This window comes from Rhizobium sp. rho-13.1 (assembly GCF_007000305.1).
GTDB classification, from domain to species: domain Bacteria; phylum Pseudomonadota; class Alphaproteobacteria; order Rhizobiales; family Rhizobiaceae; genus Rhizobium; species Rhizobium rhododendri.
In genome coordinates, this window is record NZ_SCFL01000014.1 from 73,222 (window position 1) to 89,438 (window position 16,217).

Consider the following 16,217-nt stretch of genomic DNA (forward strand, 5'->3'; position numbering starts at 1 on the left):
TCTCAAAGCTCGCAAGTGGACGACCAGACCGGAGACATCATGGCAACGACCATCCGCTATCACGAAGGCGACCTTTCCGACGTGGCCGCAGCGCGATATTCTGACGCGATCGCAATCGATACCGAAACACTGGGCCTGATACCGCGCCGCGATCGCCTCTGCGTCGTGCAGCTTTCGCCTGGCGACGGCAGCGCCGACGTCATCCGGATCGCCGCCGGGCAAACGGATGCTCCCAACCTCGTTGCCATGCTCGCAGACCCGACCCGCCAGAAGATCTTTCACTACGGCCGATTCGATATTGCCGTGCTGTTCCATACGTTCGGCGTTACCACCGTTTCTGTGTTCTGCACCAAGATAGCCTCACGCCTCTGCCGCACCTACACCGATCGCCACGGCCTGAAGGACAATCTCAAGGAAATGCTGGAGGTCGACGTGTCCAAGGCACAGCAGCAGACCGACTGGGCCGCAGACAAGCTTTCGCAGGCCCAGCTCGAATATGCGGCCTCAGACGTGCTCCACCTTCATGCGCTTCGCGACAAGCTGACTTATCGCCTGGTTCGCGACGGACGAATGGAGCATGCGCAAGCCTGTTTCGAATTCCTGCCGACCCGGGCCAAGCTGGATTTGCTCGGTTGGCAAGACACCGATATTTTCGCCCACAGCTAGGCATACGAAGTCTTTTCGTGTGCAATGCGGAATTATCGGCGATGGATTTCGCTTCCTTAACGGCTTGTTAACGCTCTTGGCGATATTTTATCGGTAACTACTCGCATTCGACAGGCGCCATGATGCGCCGCGCAGCCGTTATCTGGCTCTGGGATGCCATGTCTGCATAAGCAGCCCTGTTTTTGTTTCCGTTATTGTGTCCATTTTCAGCTGTCCGATATGGAGCATGCCGATGTTGCCTCCCGTTGCCGCGGTTTCCAGCGCAAGTCCCGTCGCCCCGCAGCGCGAGGTCGTTGTCGTAACGGAGATGCTGTCCGGGCTTTCGTCCGAGCCGGATGCAGCGGTTGCCTTGTCACTGGCTGCCAGCGCCGGGGTGGAAGGCAAGCTGAATATCCTCCTGCTCAATGCACGTGCCAGGATGCTCGACAGCTTGTTTGCCGTCATCGACGCTGTCAGCCAGTCCCTCGCATTGCCGCAGGCACCCGGCGAGAGCAAGGCCGCCTATGCGCTGAGGCTCGCAGACACCATGACCGAACTGCCGCCAAAGCAGATGGCAGCGTTGCAGCAGCAACTGGCCGCGAAGGGACAGACGGCGCCCTTGACGCTGGTGGCTGCCGCACTTCACGATCCGGCCGGCGCTGAGGCAGCGCAACTCATCGCCTATCTCGAAGTCGTCCGCTACAAGGAAAAAGATCTGGCAACCAAGTCGGTCGTTGCCTCCTACGGGCAGAACAACAGCCAGGCCGAAACGGCAGCCGCAGCGCTACCTTTGCCTTTGCGCAACGGAGCCACGCAGACGGCCGCCCTCCCGAGCACCGTTCCTCCGCAGCCTGGCCAACCTGCCGCCGCGACGTCTGCCGCCACCGCTCCTGCAGACATCGTGCAACTCCAACCACCGGAAACTACTGTCGATCCGCATCCGCCGGAAACTGCCACCATTGCCCTGAAGGACCCGACAGACCAACAACTGCGAAATCCTTCGGTGCCTGCCGCGACCGCCCAGCCCTCGACGGCGCCGGCAAACACTGCAGCCGCCCAAGCACCACAGGCGCCACAAGCACAGACCGTTGCCGCACCGGCACCTTCAGCAGACCCCACAAAGACGGCCGTCCCGACTTTGACGCCGGACGAAAGCATGCCGCGCGCCAACCAGCAGATCCGTAGCGACATCAAGGAGGGGCTAAAGGCCGTCTTTGACCGGTTGGTCCAGGCAACCGGCACCGATTTGCTGCAGACCTTGGCTGAAGCCGCGCCGCTGGCCGACAAGGCTATTGCCCAGGCGCTGATCGCAGACATGATAGACGGCACGGAACTGCAGAACCTGCGGGTACCCGGCGCAGCGACCGCGCCGGAGCGGACACCTCCTCTCGCCAACGCCATACCCGTCTCGCTCACGCCACAAACCGTGGCAGCGGAGCAGGCACTAGCGGTCGCCGTTGCCAATTCACAGTCCGACCAGCCTGAAGCCTTACCGCCGGTGGCCCTGCAGCACGCCCCTGCTGCCGTCCCGCCGGGCCTCGCCGTTGCCTTCGTCACCGTGCCCTATGCGCCGGGCGATGATGTCGTCAAGAACAAGGAAGCCCTCCGCATCGACCGCGTCGACGCCGTCGATGACGACGAGCACGAATATCCTGGCCACCAGCCGCAAGAGGACGCCGAACCCGAGGAAGAGCCGGAAACCCCCGCCGAAGAGGCGCTCGACATGCTGGAAGCCGGGTCAAATTCCGAAGTTTCCGCTGATTTGCCTCCGGTCAGCCGCTCGTCGCTGACAGCTCCGCCCCGCCCGACATCCACCGAGCCGGTACCCAGCGCCGGTTACGATCTCTACCAGCGCATGGGCGCCTGAGCGTTTCGCGACAGGCTCCGACAAATCCGGCTTATACGCCGGACACAAAAAACCCGCCGGATCGCTCCGGCGGGTTTCTTAATTCAGCAAGACTTGCGAGAATTATTCGCCGCGGTTCTTCAGAGCCGCGCCGAGGATGTCGCCGAGCGAAGCGCCGGAGTCGGACGAACCGAACTGTGCGACGGCTTCCTTCTCTTCAGCGATTTCGAGCGCCTTGATGGACAGCATGATCTTGCGGTCCTTCTTGGAGAAGTTGGTGACGCGGGCGTCGACGATCTGACCGACCGAGAAACGCTCAGGACGCTGCTCGTCACGATCCCGCGACAGGTCGGCGCGACGGATGAACGAAGAAACGTCTTCGTGCTCGACGAGCTTCACTTCAATGCCGCCTTCGTTGACTGCAGTCACTTCGCACGAGACAACCGCATTCTTGCGGAGTTCGCCCGAGGTAGCTGCGTCGCCAACGGCGTCCTTGCCGAGCTGCTTGATGCCGAGCGAGATACGCTCCTTCTCGATGTCGACGTCGAGAACCACGGCCTTGACCATGTCACCCTTGTTGTACTCTTCGATGACCTGTTCGCCTGGACGGTTCCAGTCGAGGTCGGAGAGGTGCACCATGCCATCGACGTCGCCGTCGAGGCCGATGAACAGGCCGAATTCGGTCTTGTTCTTGACTTCGCCTTCGACTTCGGTGCCAGCCGGGTGGTTATGGGCAAAAGCCTGCCATGGGTTTTCGAGGGTCTGCTTGAGGCCAAGCGAGATACGGCGCTTGGTCGGGTCGACTTCGAGAACGACCACTTCGACTTCCTGCGTCGTCGACAGGATCTTGCCGGGGTGTACGTTCTTCTTGGTCCAGGACATTTCCGAGATGTGGATCAGGCCTTCGATGCCGGGTTCCAGTTCGACGAATGCACCGTAGTCGGTGATGTTCGTGACGGTGCCGGAGATCTTCTTGCCTTCAGGATACTTGGCTTGGATGCCATCCCAAGGATCCGACTCGAGCTGCTTCATGCCGAGCGAGATACGATGAGTTTCCTGGTTGATGCGGATGATCTGAACCTTGACCTGCTGGCCAATAGACAGGATTTCCGACGGATGGTTGACGCGGCGCCATGCCATGTCGGTCACGTGCAGCAGACCATCGATACCGCCGAGGTCGACGAACGCACCGTAATCGGTGATGTTCTTGACGACGCCGTCGACAACCTGGCCTTCTTCGAGGTTCTGGACGATTTCCGAACGCTGTTCAGCGCGGGATTCTTCGAGAACGGTACGACGCGAGACAACGATGTTGCCGCGACGCTTGTCCATCTTGAGGATTTCGAAGGGCTGCGGGTTGTGCATCAGCGGCGTGACGTCGCGGATCGGGCGGATGTCTACCTGCGAACGTGGCAGGAAGGCGATGGCACCGTCGAGATCGACGGTGAAGCCGCCCTTGACCTGGTTGAAGATCACGCCTTCGACGCGCTCTCCGGCTTCGAACTTGGCTTCGAGCTTGACCCAGCTCTCTTCGCGGCGAGCCTTTTCGCGCGACAGAACAGCTTCGCCCAGCGCATTTTCGATGCGTTCGACGTAAACTTCGACTTCGTCGCCGACTTTCAGTTCGCTACCCTTGGAGCGGGCGCCGAATTCCTTGAGCGCGATGCGTCCTTCGACCTTGAGGCCGACGTCGACAACCGCAACATCTTTTTCGATGGCGGTGACGATACCCTTGGTAACGTAGCCTTCAGCCAGATCGTTCTTGGCAAAAGACTCTTCGAGCAGGGAGGCAAAATCCTCATGCGAGGTGGCAGCTACAGACATAAAATCTCCTGGCGTGTCCCGGATGGTCTCGGACACTGGGCGCCGGTGGGTTGTTCTGATGAACCTGGATCCAGTCCGCCCTCTCGAAGAGGACAATCCGGCGCGGGGACGGAAACCCAGGCTTTGCTTGATGCAAAAGCGCCCCGTGGCAACCACGTGACGCCGACTTTAATTCAGGCATGTCGGTTCAGGGCAGCATCGATGATGGTTTTAGCCGCCTGAAACGCCGCCTCTATACTCATTTCCGACGTATCAAGCAAGTGCGCGTCTGCAGCGGGACGCAAAGGGCTGTCGGCCCTTCCCATGTCGCGCTCGTCGCGGCGCTTCACGTCCTCGAAAATCGCCTCGTAATCCGCTGTGACGCCATTCGCGACGATCTCGTCAAACCGCCGACGGGCGCGGATGTCGGCCGATGCCGTCACGTAGAATTTCACCGGCGCGTCCGGACAGACGACGGTACCGATATCGCGGCCGTCAATCACGGTGCCCGGCAACATCCGCGAAAACTGCCGCTGCGCTTCCACCAGCGCCCGGCGCACCGTCGGCATGACGGCAACCTTCGAGGCCGCCTCGCCGATCTCGTGGCGCGACAGGACCGACCGGTCGAGCGCGTTGAGGTCGAGCCCTGCCGCCACGGCTGCGGCCACCGCCTCGTCGTCCAGAGGCTGGCCGGCATCGAGCAACGCCTTCGCCGTCGCGCGGTAGGTCAGGCCCGTGTCGAGATGGTGGAAGCCATAGGTCTCGGCAATCCGGCGCGACAGCGTTCCCTTGCCGGCAGCGGCCGGCCCGTCGATGGCGATGATCATGCCTTGCTCCTGCTGTCTAAGATTGCTCACGGCTTGCCGCGTTCGTTTACCATGGCGGCCATGGCCTCCGCGTCGTTCGCAACGTCCGGCTCGGCCATCAACCCTTGCGCGACGCCATTGCGGTCGGCTTCAGAACGGTTCTGGCTGACTTTCCACTTGCCGTCGATCTCGGCGATATCGATCTCGATGCCGACGATGCCCTTGATCTGGGACGCAATATAAGTGTCGGGCGCATCGCCGACCGCCCAGGGCTCTGCACGCGGTCCTTCCTGGTCGCGGGTCAATGCCTCGACCTGGGCGCGGATCCAGGCGCCATCCTCTATGACCCGTGCCGGACCGCGCACCTGCACGATGGCGTAATTCCAGGTCGGCACGACCTTGCCGGTTTCCAGCTTGGTGCGGTACCAGGACGGGGTGATGTAGGCATGCGGCCCCTGGAAGACGACCAGCACCGGTGCGCCGTCACGGATCTCCCGCCACTGGCCGTTGGCGCGCGCCACATGCGCCTGCAGCCGGCCCTTGCTCCCAAAGGACGGATCGAGATGAAACGGTATGGGATTGGCAACCGGACCATCGGCGCCCGAGGAGATCAGCAACCCGAGCGGATGGGCGCGGATCAGCCCGTGCTGGATATCGATGCGGTCTTCCCGGAAATGCGGCGGCTGGTACATGGCAACCCTTGGCGAAGTGTGTATCCGGCCGTGCGGGACGACGCGGCAAACGTGGCGCGATTTATCACGGTTTGGCCGTTGCCGACCAGTCATCAACCAAGGTTTTATGAAGGATCGCGACCGCTCGATAAGAGCAAATTTCAAGCCTTTGCGGGCATTCCGATGAGCCCGGAAAGGCCTTTGGCGAAGTTAGGCTTTGACAGAAACGGCCATAACGACTATGGGGACCGGCTAATAATTTCCCTATGAAACGCCGGCTTGCACGGCACTGCCGAATATCTCTTCGGCCATTCACGAGGCTATGACAGTGGCGAAAGCGGAACTTGGAACGAAGCGGACCGACCCGGACTCCGGCAAGAAATTCTACGACCTGAACCGGGACCCAGTGGTTTCTCCCTACAGTGGCAAGTCTTGGCCCCTGTCCTTCTTCGAGGAAACCGCAGCTGCCGTGAAGGAAGTTCCGGAAGAGGAAGAGGTCGCGGAAGTCGACGTTGAAAACCCAGAAGTCGAACTGGTTTCGCTGGAAGAAGCCGACGAAGCCGCGGCTGGCGACGACATCCCGGATATCGGTGACGACGACGTCGAGATCGACGGCGACGACGATGACGACGACACATTCCTGGCGCCCGACGAAGACGACGATGACGACGATATGAGCGACATCATCGGCGTTACGGGCGATGACGACGAGGTCTGATCGACCCGCTCCGGCCCGCGCAAAGAAAAGTGCGCGGGCCCTGATTTTTCGGCTTGCTATCTGAATTTACCAGACGTAATAAGCCGCCACCCCAACGAGCGAAGCGCTCCACGGGGACCCAGGCCGGCCAGACCGGACCATTTCGATGGGGCTATAGCTCAGCTGGGAGAGCGCTTGCATGGCATGCAAGAGGTCAGCGGTTCGATCCCGCTTAGCTCCACCAAATTTTCCCAAGAACAAATCATTCACAACATCGCAATTTCATCATTCCGCCAACCGCGATCATCGCAGGCGGACCGGATCTCGCCTGATCAATCCTCGAATTCGGCATTCATCGCATCTGCCAGTTGTCGCATCAGGCGTACGAGATTGGCGACGTCCTCTTCTGCCCATGTGCTGAAGATTGCCCGGCCAATTTTCTCCCGGGCCAGGTCGACTTGGTCGGTCATTGCCTTGCCGGCAGCGGTGATCGTGGCTTGTCTCGATCGGCGGTCGGAAGGGTTCTCCTTGCGGTCGGCCAGCCCGAGGCTCTCAAGCTTGGCAACCTGGCGACTGACGGTGGTGTAGTCCCGTCCTACCCGGTCGGCCAATTCGATGACACCTATGGGTCCCAGCCTCTCGATCATGACGAGCAGTGGGAAAAGAGCGCGATCAAGCGAGATTCCTGCCTTTTTGACCATGGCCTCGTCCCGCTGAGGACGGTTCATCACGCTGACAATATCGAGCAGCGCGCCGTGGAGTTCGCGGAGAACTTTTCCATTAAGTGTATTATGCACGTTTTTATTTGACATCGTAGCAATCCCTCTGATACATGCATAATACACGCAATTGAGTGCCGATGACAAATCGTTTTGCCGCCTGCGCTAAACAGGGTTCACCAATGCGCGCTATCTCGTGGGAAAATGACCCGGCGTCTTCAGCGACGCCGAAATCGGGAAGCCCCCCGGGCGCCGCACTCGGCGTTGGGCCGCGGCCCTCAGTGCTTATCCGGCCGAGATAGCCCCGGCACAATCAAAGGACAAAATCTATGAAAGCCGCGATCGTTACAGCTTCCGGGCAACCGCCCATCCTGACAGACATTCCGGAACCCGTTGCCTCCGCAGGCGAAGTCCGCGTCAAAGTCACTGCCTCGGCCGTCAGCCAGGTTACCAAGAGCCGGGCATCCGGGCATCACTACAGTGCTGTCGGCCAGTTTCCCTTCGGCGTGGGCATTGACGGTGTGGGGACTTTGGATGACGGGCAACGTGTCTATTTCGTGCTGCCGCGTCCCCCTGTCGGCGCGATGGCTGATGTGGCCGTCATTGCCGCCAATCAATGCATCCCGCTTGCCGATGATCTTGATGACTTGACCGCTGCAGCAATCGCCAATCCGGGCATGTCGTCATGGGCGGCCTACAGCGAACGCGCAAGATTGCAACCCGGCGAAACGGTGCTGGTCAACGGCGCAGCCGGGACATCCGGGCGGCTGGCGATCCAGATCGCCAAGCATCTCGGCGCCCGAAAGGTCATCGCCACAGGCCGTGGAAACAAGGACAGCCTGCGCGAACTGGAAGCGCTCGGTGCCGATGTCATCATTCCACTCAGCGGTGATCAGGAAGCATTAAAGGAGAGCCTGAGACAGGAGCTTCGCTCCGGCGTGGACGTCGTTATCGACTACCTCTGGGGGAAGAGCGCGGAAGCGATTCTGTCTACAAAGGCGGAAACCAGCCCGGCGCCAATGCGGTTTGTCCAGGTCGGTTCAATCGCGGGTTCGGATATCGATCTTTCCGCATCGATCCTGCGGTCGTCCGCAATCGACCTGATGGGCAGCGGGATCGGCAGCGTGCCCCCCAAGCGCTTCCTGCACGTCCTCGGCGAAGTCTTGAAAGCAGCGGCTGGAGGCAGGTTCCAGGTCGCGTTCAAGCCCGTTCCCTTCTCTGAATTCGACGAGGCATATCCGCTGGACGAAAGCACTTGCCGCACGGTATTTACGATGTCCGGCTCCGGCTGAAGTGTAGCTCGCCGGTTGGATTGAAAAGATCAGAGGCCCATCGGCACCCAGAACTTAAACACTAGGGAGCGACGTCGAATGAATGCTTTGTCTAAGCCCACATGCCGCGTTGTCCGACCGGAAACCACCTATGCCGGCAAGCAGGGATTGGAGTATTTTGAAGGGATTGCCGCCGAGACGGTCGGCTCGACCCGGATCTGCATGCATCTGCTGACTATTCCGGCGGGCGGACGGGCCAAGGCACATCTGCACGCCGAGCACGAGACGGCGATCTACGCACTTTCCGGCGAGACGCAGTGCTGGTTTGGCGAACAGTTGGAACAGCATGTTGTGGTGCGACAGGGCGAGATGTTTTACATCCCCGCAGGCGTCCCGCATCTGCCCGCCAATCTGAGCGATACGGCAGCGACGGTTGTCATAGCCCGAACCGATCCGAATGAGAAAGAAAGCGTCGTCCTGCTGCCGCATCTTGAGGACTTTGTCCCGCGCTAGGCGATCCAGACATGGTGCTCGACTTGGCCGGCATGAGCTCACTCGGAGCAGAACAAAGAAGAGGCTGACGAATCCGGGGGGTGTCGTCAGCCTCGAGCGAAGAGATACGGCTCTTGCGCTTTTTTTCGCCTGTGTGGGGCAGAGGCGAGACACTCGAATGCCATGCTAAAATGAGCCGAAGCTGACGAATGAGCATTTCGCGCGCTGGTTGGCGCCCGATAGCCGGCATATGGCTTCACGTTTGCTTGATCCTGCATATTCGCGGAATGGGCTGTTCTGCCGCGTCGGCTGTATGTGCATCAGCCGCGGAAAAGCGACAGCAGTCTCTGCGGTGCCTGATTGGCTATGGACAGCGACTGCACGGCCAACTGCTGCTGGGTTTGCTGTGCCGCCAGTTTGGATGATTCGGTTTCCATATCCGCATCGACAAGCCGACCAACGCCCCGGTCGATACTGTCCATCAATGAGTTTTCGAAATCGGACTGGACGCCGATCGACGATTGCAGCGAACCGAGCAGTGCAGCGGCGGCCGTCACCCTGTTCTGCATCGCATCGAGGCCGCTGATATAATAGTCGACATCGGCCCCGGCGGTGGTGATGTCGATATCGGTGAAATTGAAGTCGATTGCACCGGCGGTGTGCTTCTGTGGCGCAGACACAGTCATGCCGACACCGGCCGTCGGATACCGGGCCTTGTCGCCTGACAGCGTCACCGACCCGCCGCTCGCGGTTGCCAGAAGTCCCTTCTGCTGGCCGGCAGCACCAAGCACAGCCGCCATGTCGTCTGCCGTAGAAACGATCCCGTTGGCAGACGTGCCGAGCGCTGCATCGACGGTGGCGCGGTCGACGCTGATGGTCTGCTGCGAACTGCCGTCTATTGCGAAACTGAAAGAGAACGACTGGCCTTCCGGAACTGCAAAGCGACTTCCGAAACTGAAATCGACCTGCGGATAAACATTTTGCACAGACGCCGTTGGCGCACTCTCCAGGCCCAGGCCCGACCCTCCACTGAGAGTGGATACCAGATTGCTGGTGGACACGCTGGAGCCCGCAAGGCCCGTTGCATGCCGTGTGGCGATTTCAAAGCTCGTGGTTCCGCCCCCAGAGGAGGCCGGTGCGCCGGCCAGCTGGAATGCCTTGTTGAGCACCGCCGCCATGTCCTGTCCGGTCGCGATCTTGCCGTTTGCCACAGCGCCAAGGGCAGCCGTGACGACACTTCTATCGATCGTGATCGAGTAGCTGTTGCCGGCAGACGCGTCGCTGGCATCGAGCGTGAGGTCGAAGGAAACGGCATCGCTGGCGCCGAATGTTTGCGCGCCGGTGAAATTGAAGTCCTGATGGCCGGCCACCGCGCCGATGCTGCCGCCGGAAAAGCTGCCAAGGGTGGCAAGGCCCAGCGCGTCGCTGTCGCTTTGCAGCAACCCGCCGCCACCTGTGTTGAAGAGGATGGTCTTCGTCATGTCGATGTCGCTATCGCTGATGGACACCGTGCCGTCGGCGGAACGAACGAAGGCTGCCGGAACCGATGTCGTTACCGAATTGGTGGTTTTAAGGTTTGCCGCCTGGCTATAGCTCAGCATGTTGACGCCGTTGAAGCTGGCGCTGGTGGCGACGCTTGCGACCTGCTGCTTCAACTGATCGAGTTCATCCTGGACTTTGCTCTTGTCAACGCTGCCTTCCTTGGCCGTCACGAGCTTTGCCTTGAATGCGGAAAGCGTATCGAGCACCGACGTCATCCCGGCATAGGCAGTGTCGACGGTGGCAGATGCCACGCCGAGCGCATCGGCCACGGCAGACGTCGCACCCCGGTCCGAACGCATGGTGGTGGCAACGGACCAATAGGTGGCATTGTCGGATGCGGAAGCGACTTTCAAACCGGAGGAGACACGCTTCTCCGTTGAGGTCAGCTGTTGCGTAACGCTCCCCAGCGTCCGCAAAGCCGCCATCGCAGACAGGTTCGTCTTGATCGACGACATACAACCCCCAGGTATCGAACCGAAAAATCAATAGTTTTAGAAAAAGGGAGCATCATGCAGCCATAAGATGCAGAATCGCCAATTTGTGTTAACTTCCAATGAAGTACGGGGAAACTGGATGATATAGCCGATGCGACTGCCACCCGAGGGCACATCGCCCCTTTTGTCGGCCTACAGGCCGCCACCGGTGGCCAGACAGGACGCATCCAGCCTGTAGGCATAGATCGTCTTGCCGCGATAGTTGCCCGTCTGCGGTTGCCAGGTCGCCGCCGGCGCCTGGGGTCCGGTCGGACAAGCGTTCGGATGAGTGGATACGAAGAGCACGGAACCGTGCAGGGACTTCGGCACCGGGAACTTCTGATCGTAATAACTCTGCGGCGCATCAGGGTCGCCGCTGGCGTAGATGCTATATCCCCGCGCCCGCAACGTATAGAACATGTCGGCAAGAATATCCCTGTCGTCGCTGACGATATCCCTTAGTCCAAGCGTTCGGGCGAGTGCGGCAGCATCGTTGCTGACCTTGCTGCGGCCGAGATAGCGATCCAGCACAATAGAAGCACCGCTCTCGCTGACGGGTATGGCAAACACTGGCGCCGTTGCCACCAGGCAGGATACCGTCCCGTTCAGCAGCAACGACCATTTGAGGCCCTGCGGCCAGACGCGCCGCAGGGTCCAGACGGCGAGCAGCGTGCCGGCGACATAGGCCGTGGCCGCCCAGTTGGCATAGGCCTTGGCAAGGGTCGCCTGCAGGGAGATCAGTGCTATGATCGGCAGGGACAGCCAGACCAGCATCTGCTCGCGCCACTCGCCTCCCCGCCTCAGCACCCGGTAGCCGGCGATGAGGATCGCCGCAAACACGATCGGTCCAACCACGCCGAACTGGGCACCGAAAAATTCCAGCCCGCCCGACAGGTGCGGATTGAGCCGTCCCCAGTGGGCAATATTCTCGGTATGCTTGACGGTGACCATCCGGTTTTCGAGGTTCCACCAGATGTTTGGCAGGCAGCCGGCACTGGCCACAGCCACAGCGATCCAGGCGTCGCGCCACGCGATGCGCGCCTTTGGGACGCACGCAATTGCGATCAGGCCACCCGGCAACAGAAACAGGATCGCGTATTTCGACAGGAAGGCGCCTGCAACGGCAAGGCCAAGCGCAACGGCAATCGTCACGGATCGCCTGCCGGTCAGCACCACGTAGGCCGCAAGAGCGACCGCGAGGAAAAACAGCAGCGGCACATCCGTCGAGAAGAACACCGACGACAGCGCCACACCCGGCAGTGTGATGTAGGTGACGCCGGCCCAGACAGCGATCTCCCTGTCGAACAGCCGCAATGCGACCTGCATCAGCGCCAGCCCGGTTGCGAGATGCAGCAGCGGCCCGCAGATCCTGATCCAGAAGATGCTACTCGAGCCGGAAATCTCCAACATCGCTCTGAGGATCCAGGCGATCATCGGCGGCTTCGAATAATAGCCGAAGTCGAGGCTCTGCGACCACAGCCAGTACTGTGCCTCGTCGACGAATAGATCCGTCGTATCGAATGAAAGGGTCACGATCCGCCACAAGGTAAGTGCGACCATGACAAGAAGGGCGGAATAGACCGATAAAGACGGAATCGAGAACGGCGCTGCGTGCGCTACGGTCCAATCCGCCGGTAGAGCAACGTCATTCCCGGCGGCACGATCGACCGTCCGGTCGGCATAGTCAGAAGGCACGCCACGACCGGTCGCCAACCGGAGAATGTGAGAAAACATAGAGTAAACCGCTGGAGATTGCTGCTGCCGACCTTATTAGCAATCCAATGTTACAACCAGACGGCAAAACGTCCAGCAGCATGTGAATTCAGCCGCCTTCCCTGACGTCCAGATGATGCTCGAGATCCTTCCAGCTGCGGTCCATGGCGAAGCTGGCTGACAGATATGGAACGCCGATATGTCCGAACAGCACGGACAACTGCCATTCCGCAACATCCTCGGGAACACCCGCGACCTCGTAGCTGTAGATCAGCGAAAACAGGCCGGTTCTGTCGGCGCCGGACATGCAATGCACCAGGATCGGCCTTGAGGCTGTCTTCATGATGTCGATCAGGGCAACGGCCTTGTCCACTCTCAGGATTTTCGTCGCCGACATGCCGAAATCGATATGCTGCACCCCGAGACGCCGGGCGACGGCCGTCTCCTCCCGGTACCATGGCTGGTCGTTGCTACCGCGAAGATTGACGATCGTCTTTATGCCGTACTGGTGAACATAGCTCTCAAGTTGCGCACCCGAGGGCTGCGCGGAGCGGTACAACTGGCCGGGGATCACCGTATGGAAATTTCCCGTTGCCTGCAGCAAGGCGAGATGTCCGCCGAAAAACAGGAGACCAACTAGAAAACAGGCAACCGCATGGCGCATTATTTTACGAATACGTCCGAGAATTGCCATTCTTTCCCCGATGCTATTCTTTTACTGCACCTTTCCGCAGCCTAGCCGTCGAATCCAACAAGAGATTAAAGATAATACGAAGCTTTTATGTCATTGCTGCGCCTGCATGCTTGACTGTCGTCTACGGCACCTCGGCTAAACTGCGACATGAATAATCCATGCTCATGCCGCACGGATCGGTTATCGATAGGTCTGCGGGTCGGGCCGGGGCATCCATGACCGAATCGCTATCAACAACCTCACGGAGGACCGACTGATGACGCCTGCCCGCTTCAACGAGTGTCTGCTGCATATCCGCTGGACACCCATCAACCTGGCAAGTGCCCTGCAATGCGACCTGTCCTGGGTCGAAGCGCTGGAGGTTGGCGCCGTCGAGGTACCCGCGGCTCTCGGAGAATGGCTCGAGACGCTCGCCCGCTGCCATGAGGCAAACGAAACACCGAAAGCCTTTCGCGGTCGCGGCCAGGATTGACGTCTGCAGGTATCCTGACGCGGAAACAGCAAAACCGTTAAACGGCTGAAACTAATTTAGCGCGATGGTCGTATCCCTATAGGCCTTTGGTCGGGCCCGAGGCCGTCGCCTGCACACCGCAAGGTCGAAGGTGGCGGCCTCACTTTACAGCTAAACCCCTCAAGGCAAACTCCGCATCACGCGCCTTCGTCCGGCTCAAGGGAGAGAGGCGCATACCGTCGATGGCTTTCCGGTTGCATATGCATTACGCATGGTCTTTCGAGGGGGAAATCATGAAGCTCTTTGCCGCAACGCTGTTGTTCTCGACCGTGCTGACGCTGCCGGTCGGCGCGCAGTCTTCCATCTCGACCGACCGCGGCCAGCTCATCGAGAGCTACCGGGCCTTTATCAGCGCCGTCGACATCATCAATTCGAACGGTGACCGCCTCTCCGAGCCGTGGCAGATTATCCGCCAGGATCGGGCCAATTATCACCACTTTCATCTGATGGACGCGGACGACGAAACCGATACCTTTTTCGCCAGCCCCGCCAATCGCCAGCTCATGGAGGCGATGCTGGCCGATGGCGAGATCGAAGGCGACGCGGCCGAACGGATCATTGCCGGCGATGTCCATATCAAGGTCGATATCTACGGCCATGGCACAACGGGCAAACGCATAGACGTGCACGTCGAGGACTGACCGGCGATCCCCAGTTCTCAGCGCCGCGTCCGCAATTTCTTCTGGCCTCCCAACCATGGCCGGAATAGCATGCACCATCCGTAGCCGCAGAAACGCCATGACCCTCTATCGACGCCGCCTGATCAAGATACGCCGGAAGACGACGGGCCTTGCGCTCGTCGGCCTGATTTCCTTCATCGCCGGTATGACGGATGCCGTCGGCCTTGTGCTGAGCGGCGACTTCGTCTCGTTCATGACCGGCAATACAACCAGGGCGGCCATCGCTCTAGGCAATGGCCAAACCCGGCATGGTCTCGTGCTTCTGGCGGCAATCCTGATTTTCGTCGGCGGTAACGCGCTCGGCGTCGTGCTCGCCCATGCCGCCAGCCGGCCGGCCTTCGTCGTTCTCGGGTGGGTCAGCGTCCTCTTGTCGCTCGCCTCCACCTTCGCATCCCCGTCCAACGTCGTGACGCAATTCTATCTCGTGGTGCTGGCGATGGGCATGATCAATGCGACGGTCGAACATGTCGAGGGGCTGCCGATCGGCCTGACCTATGTCACCGGTGCGCTGTCGCGTTTCGGTCGCGGCATCGGCCGCCTGATGGTCGGCGACAGGGATTTCGCGTGGACGATACAGATCGTCCCCTGGATCGGAATGCTGGCCGGCGCCGTCGTCGGCGCGTTGCTGGTGCATCAATTTGCAGCCAAGGCCCTGTTGTTCGTGGCTGTCATGGCGCTTATCGCCGCCTTTGTGACACTCATCATCCCTCCTGCCCTGCAGCACCGCTATCGGCAGCGCGTCGCCCGCCAGGCCCTGGCTGCGGGACGGGCGCCCTAACAGGGCTTTTTCACACAGTAAAATCTGTTAGGAAGGCGCGTCGCTGCCGGAGTGCCTGCATGTTCGTGATTTCCAAACTCGTCTGGATCCTGTGCCAGCCTCTGTCGCTCGCCTTCTTTTTCGGCCTCTTGGCGCTGCTTGCAGCACTCCTCCGGCGCCATCGACTGGGCATCGTCTCCTCCGCGCTGTCGGTATCGATCCTTTTCGTCACGCTGTTCACCTCGGCCGGCTCGGTACTGATCGAGACCCTTGAAGACCGCTTCCCCCGCCCCGTCGCCGATCCCGCCACACTCGAATGCATGATCGTCCTCGGCGGCGGATTTGCTACCGAGGTCACCACCGGTCGAGGCGGCTACGATCTCAATGCAGCCGGCGATCGATTCGTCGAGGCGCTCCGGTTGGCGATGAAATATCCCCGCTCGCGCGTTCTGATCTCCGGCGGCGACGGCACCATCACCGGCCATCTCGAAGGCGATGCGATCATAGGCGAGCGGATGTTTACAGCCTTCGGCATCGACAAAGCCCGCCTCATCGAGGACCGCAGCTCGCGGACAACCTACGAAAACGCCGTCAACACCAGGGCGCTGCTGGCCAGCAACGGTCTCAGCAATTGCCTGCTGATCACCTCCGGCTTCCACATGCCGCGCGCAATGGGGATTTTCCGCAAACTCGACATCCCGGTCGTCCCCTGGCCGGTGGACTATCGCTCGGGCGGCAAAGACACACTGGGGCTCGACGCAACCCAGCCATCGCTCAACAGCGAGCTCCTCGGCATTGCCGGACGCGAGTGGATCGGCCTTGCCGGCTACTATCTCACAGGCCGTACCTCCGCCCTCTATCCGGCGCCCTGAGCGCGGAGGTATTCATCGCTTCCAA

At 60.5% G+C, this 16,217-nt stretch carries 16 protein-coding genes and 1 tRNA gene; 10 read left to right on the forward strand and 7 right to left on the reverse strand.

What is annotated here, in order from left to right; translation table 11 throughout:
- Positions 1 to 39 precede the first annotated feature (39 nt).
- Together EQW76_RS23200 and EQW76_RS23205 are read left to right on the forward strand one after the other, a co-directional pair.
- Positions 40 to 666 (forward strand): ribonuclease D, encoded by a 627-nt coding sequence (locus tag EQW76_RS23200; RefSeq protein WP_142831533.1) that lies wholly within the window; start codon positions 40 to 42, stop codon positions 664 to 666.
- A 232-nt stretch (positions 667 to 898) separates the two neighbouring features.
- On the forward strand, positions 899 to 2,512 hold the full coding sequence (locus EQW76_RS23205; protein WP_142831534.1) for a hypothetical protein: 1,614 nt from the start codon (positions 899 to 901) through the stop codon (positions 2,510 to 2,512).
- A 102-nt stretch (positions 2,513 to 2,614) separates the two neighbouring features.
- Here the strand turns inward: EQW76_RS23205 and rpsA are convergent, their stop codons facing one another.
- From rpsA to EQW76_RS23220, 3 genes are all read right to left on the reverse strand, one after another.
- Entirely contained in the window at positions 2,615 to 4,315 is a 1,701-nt protein-coding gene (gene rpsA, locus EQW76_RS23210; protein ID WP_142831535.1) for a 30S ribosomal protein S1, read from the reverse strand.
- 173 nt (positions 4,316 to 4,488) lie between these two features.
- Positions 4,489 to 5,121 (reverse strand): (d)CMP kinase, encoded by a 633-nt coding sequence (cmk, locus tag EQW76_RS23215; protein ID WP_142831536.1) that lies wholly within the window; start codon positions 5,119 to 5,121, stop codon positions 4,489 to 4,491.
- Positions 5,122 to 5,147: 26 nt separating this feature from the next.
- The gene (locus EQW76_RS23220; protein ID WP_142831537.1) at positions 5,148 to 5,792 is read right to left on the reverse strand and encodes an FMN-binding negative transcriptional regulator; all 645 of its coding nucleotides are present in this window, start codon (positions 5,790 to 5,792) and stop codon (positions 5,148 to 5,150) included.
- A gap of 307 nt (positions 5,793 to 6,099) precedes the next feature.
- Here EQW76_RS23220 and EQW76_RS23225 point away from each other — a divergent pair, with 307 nt between their 5' ends.
- Together EQW76_RS23225 and EQW76_RS23230 are read left to right on the forward strand one after the other, a co-directional pair.
- Positions 6,100 to 6,489, forward strand: coding sequence for a TIGR02300 family protein (locus EQW76_RS23225; RefSeq protein ID WP_142831538.1), 390 nt, complete (start codon positions 6,100 to 6,102; stop codon positions 6,487 to 6,489).
- Positions 6,490 to 6,636: 147 nt separating this feature from the next.
- Positions 6,637 to 6,712, forward strand: a tRNA-Ala gene (locus EQW76_RS23230).
- A gap of 88 nt (positions 6,713 to 6,800) precedes the next feature.
- On the opposite strand, the gene EQW76_RS23235 is transcribed toward EQW76_RS23230, so the two are convergent.
- On the reverse strand, positions 6,801 to 7,280 hold the full coding sequence (locus tag EQW76_RS23235; RefSeq protein WP_142831567.1) for a MarR family transcriptional regulator: 480 nt from the start codon (positions 7,278 to 7,280) through the stop codon (positions 6,801 to 6,803).
- A gap of 236 nt (positions 7,281 to 7,516) precedes the next feature.
- Between EQW76_RS23235 and EQW76_RS23240 the strand changes: the two genes are divergently transcribed.
- Positions 7,517 to 8,479 carry a zinc-binding alcohol dehydrogenase family protein gene (locus EQW76_RS23240; protein WP_142831539.1) on the forward strand — a complete coding sequence of 321 codons (963 nt, stop codon included), beginning with the start codon at positions 7,517 to 7,519 and terminating at the stop codon, positions 8,477 to 8,479.
- A 78-nt stretch (positions 8,480 to 8,557) separates the two neighbouring features.
- Positions 8,558 to 8,971 (forward strand): cupin domain-containing protein, encoded by a 414-nt coding sequence (locus tag EQW76_RS23245; RefSeq protein WP_143123265.1) that lies wholly within the window; start codon positions 8,558 to 8,560, stop codon positions 8,969 to 8,971.
- 299 nt (positions 8,972 to 9,270) lie between these two features.
- Here EQW76_RS23245 and EQW76_RS30175 read toward each other — a convergent pair whose 3' ends face one another.
- The 3 genes from EQW76_RS30175 to EQW76_RS23260 all read right to left on the reverse strand — a co-directional run bounded on the left by EQW76_RS30175 (position 9,271) and on the right by EQW76_RS23260 (position 13,372).
- Positions 9,271 to 10,947, reverse strand: a complete 1,677-nt coding sequence (locus tag EQW76_RS30175) for a flagellin (protein ID WP_142831541.1) — start codon at positions 10,945 to 10,947, stop codon at positions 9,271 to 9,273.
- Positions 10,948 to 11,118: 171 nt separating this feature from the next.
- Positions 11,119 to 12,525 carry a glycosyltransferase family 39 protein gene (locus EQW76_RS23255; protein WP_142831568.1) on the reverse strand — a complete coding sequence of 469 codons (1,407 nt, stop codon included), beginning with the start codon at positions 12,523 to 12,525 and terminating at the stop codon, positions 11,119 to 11,121.
- A gap of 262 nt (positions 12,526 to 12,787) precedes the next feature.
- Positions 12,788 to 13,372, reverse strand: coding sequence for a dual specificity protein phosphatase family protein (locus tag EQW76_RS23260; protein WP_142831542.1), 585 nt, complete (start codon positions 13,370 to 13,372; stop codon positions 12,788 to 12,790).
- 256 nt (positions 13,373 to 13,628) lie between these two features.
- Here EQW76_RS23260 and EQW76_RS23265 point away from each other — a divergent pair, with 256 nt between their 5' ends.
- From EQW76_RS23265 to EQW76_RS23280, 4 genes are all read left to right on the forward strand, one after another.
- A complete protein-coding gene (locus EQW76_RS23265) occupies positions 13,629 to 13,844 on the forward strand; it encodes a hypothetical protein (protein ID WP_142831543.1) in 216 nt (71 codons plus the stop codon).
- A 272-nt stretch (positions 13,845 to 14,116) separates the two neighbouring features.
- Positions 14,117 to 14,524 carry a hypothetical protein gene (locus EQW76_RS23270; RefSeq protein WP_142831544.1) on the forward strand — a complete coding sequence of 136 codons (408 nt, stop codon included), beginning with the start codon at positions 14,117 to 14,119 and terminating at the stop codon, positions 14,522 to 14,524.
- A 97-nt stretch (positions 14,525 to 14,621) separates the two neighbouring features.
- Entirely contained in the window at positions 14,622 to 15,341 is a 720-nt protein-coding gene (locus tag EQW76_RS23275) for a YoaK family protein (RefSeq protein ID WP_142831545.1), read from the forward strand.
- A 59-nt stretch (positions 15,342 to 15,400) separates the two neighbouring features.
- Entirely contained in the window at positions 15,401 to 16,192 is a 792-nt protein-coding gene (locus EQW76_RS23280; RefSeq protein ID WP_142831546.1) for a YdcF family protein, read from the forward strand.
- Positions 16,193 to 16,217 lie beyond the last annotated feature (25 nt).

What these genes read in the sequence shown, in the direction of transcription:
- EQW76_RS23200 (WP_142831533.1), top strand. Translation starts at nt 40, where the DNA reads ATGGCAACGACCATCCGCTATCACGAAGGCGACCTTTCCGACGTGGCC.
- EQW76_RS23205 (WP_142831534.1), top strand. Translation starts at nt 899, where the DNA reads ATGTTGCCTCCCGTTGCCGCGGTTTCCAGCGCAAGTCCCGTCGCCCCG.
- rpsA (WP_142831535.1), bottom strand. Translation starts at nt 4,315, where the DNA reads ATGTCTGTAGCTGCCACCTCGCATGAGGATTTTGCCTCCCTGCTCGAA.
- cmk (WP_142831536.1), bottom strand. Translation starts at nt 5,121, where the DNA reads ATGATCATCGCCATCGACGGGCCGGCCGCTGCCGGCAAGGGAACGCTG.
- EQW76_RS23220 (WP_142831537.1), bottom strand. Translation starts at nt 5,792, where the DNA reads ATGTACCAGCCGCCGCATTTCCGGGAAGACCGCATCGATATCCAGCAC.
- EQW76_RS23235 (WP_142831567.1), bottom strand. Translation starts at nt 7,280, where the DNA reads ATGTCAAATAAAAACGTGCATAATACACTTAATGGAAAAGTTCTCCGC.
- EQW76_RS23240 (WP_142831539.1), top strand. Translation starts at nt 7,517, where the DNA reads ATGAAAGCCGCGATCGTTACAGCTTCCGGGCAACCGCCCATCCTGACA.
- EQW76_RS23245 (WP_143123265.1), top strand. Translation starts at nt 8,558, where the DNA reads ATGAATGCTTTGTCTAAGCCCACATGCCGCGTTGTCCGACCGGAAACC.
- EQW76_RS30175 (WP_142831541.1), bottom strand. Translation starts at nt 10,947, where the DNA reads ATGTCGTCGATCAAGACGAACCTGTCTGCGATGGCGGCTTTGCGGACG.
- EQW76_RS23255 (WP_142831568.1), bottom strand. Translation starts at nt 12,525, where the DNA reads ATGGTCGCACTTACCTTGTGGCGGATCGTGACCCTTTCATTCGATACG.
- EQW76_RS23260 (WP_142831542.1), bottom strand. Translation starts at nt 13,372, where the DNA reads ATGGCAATTCTCGGACGTATTCGTAAAATAATGCGCCATGCGGTTGCC.
- EQW76_RS23265 (WP_142831543.1), top strand. Translation starts at nt 13,629, where the DNA reads ATGACGCCTGCCCGCTTCAACGAGTGTCTGCTGCATATCCGCTGGACA.
- EQW76_RS23270 (WP_142831544.1), top strand. Translation starts at nt 14,117, where the DNA reads ATGAAGCTCTTTGCCGCAACGCTGTTGTTCTCGACCGTGCTGACGCTG.
- EQW76_RS23275 (WP_142831545.1), top strand. Translation starts at nt 14,622, where the DNA reads ATGACCCTCTATCGACGCCGCCTGATCAAGATACGCCGGAAGACGACG.
- EQW76_RS23280 (WP_142831546.1), top strand. Translation starts at nt 15,401, where the DNA reads ATGTTCGTGATTTCCAAACTCGTCTGGATCCTGTGCCAGCCTCTGTCG.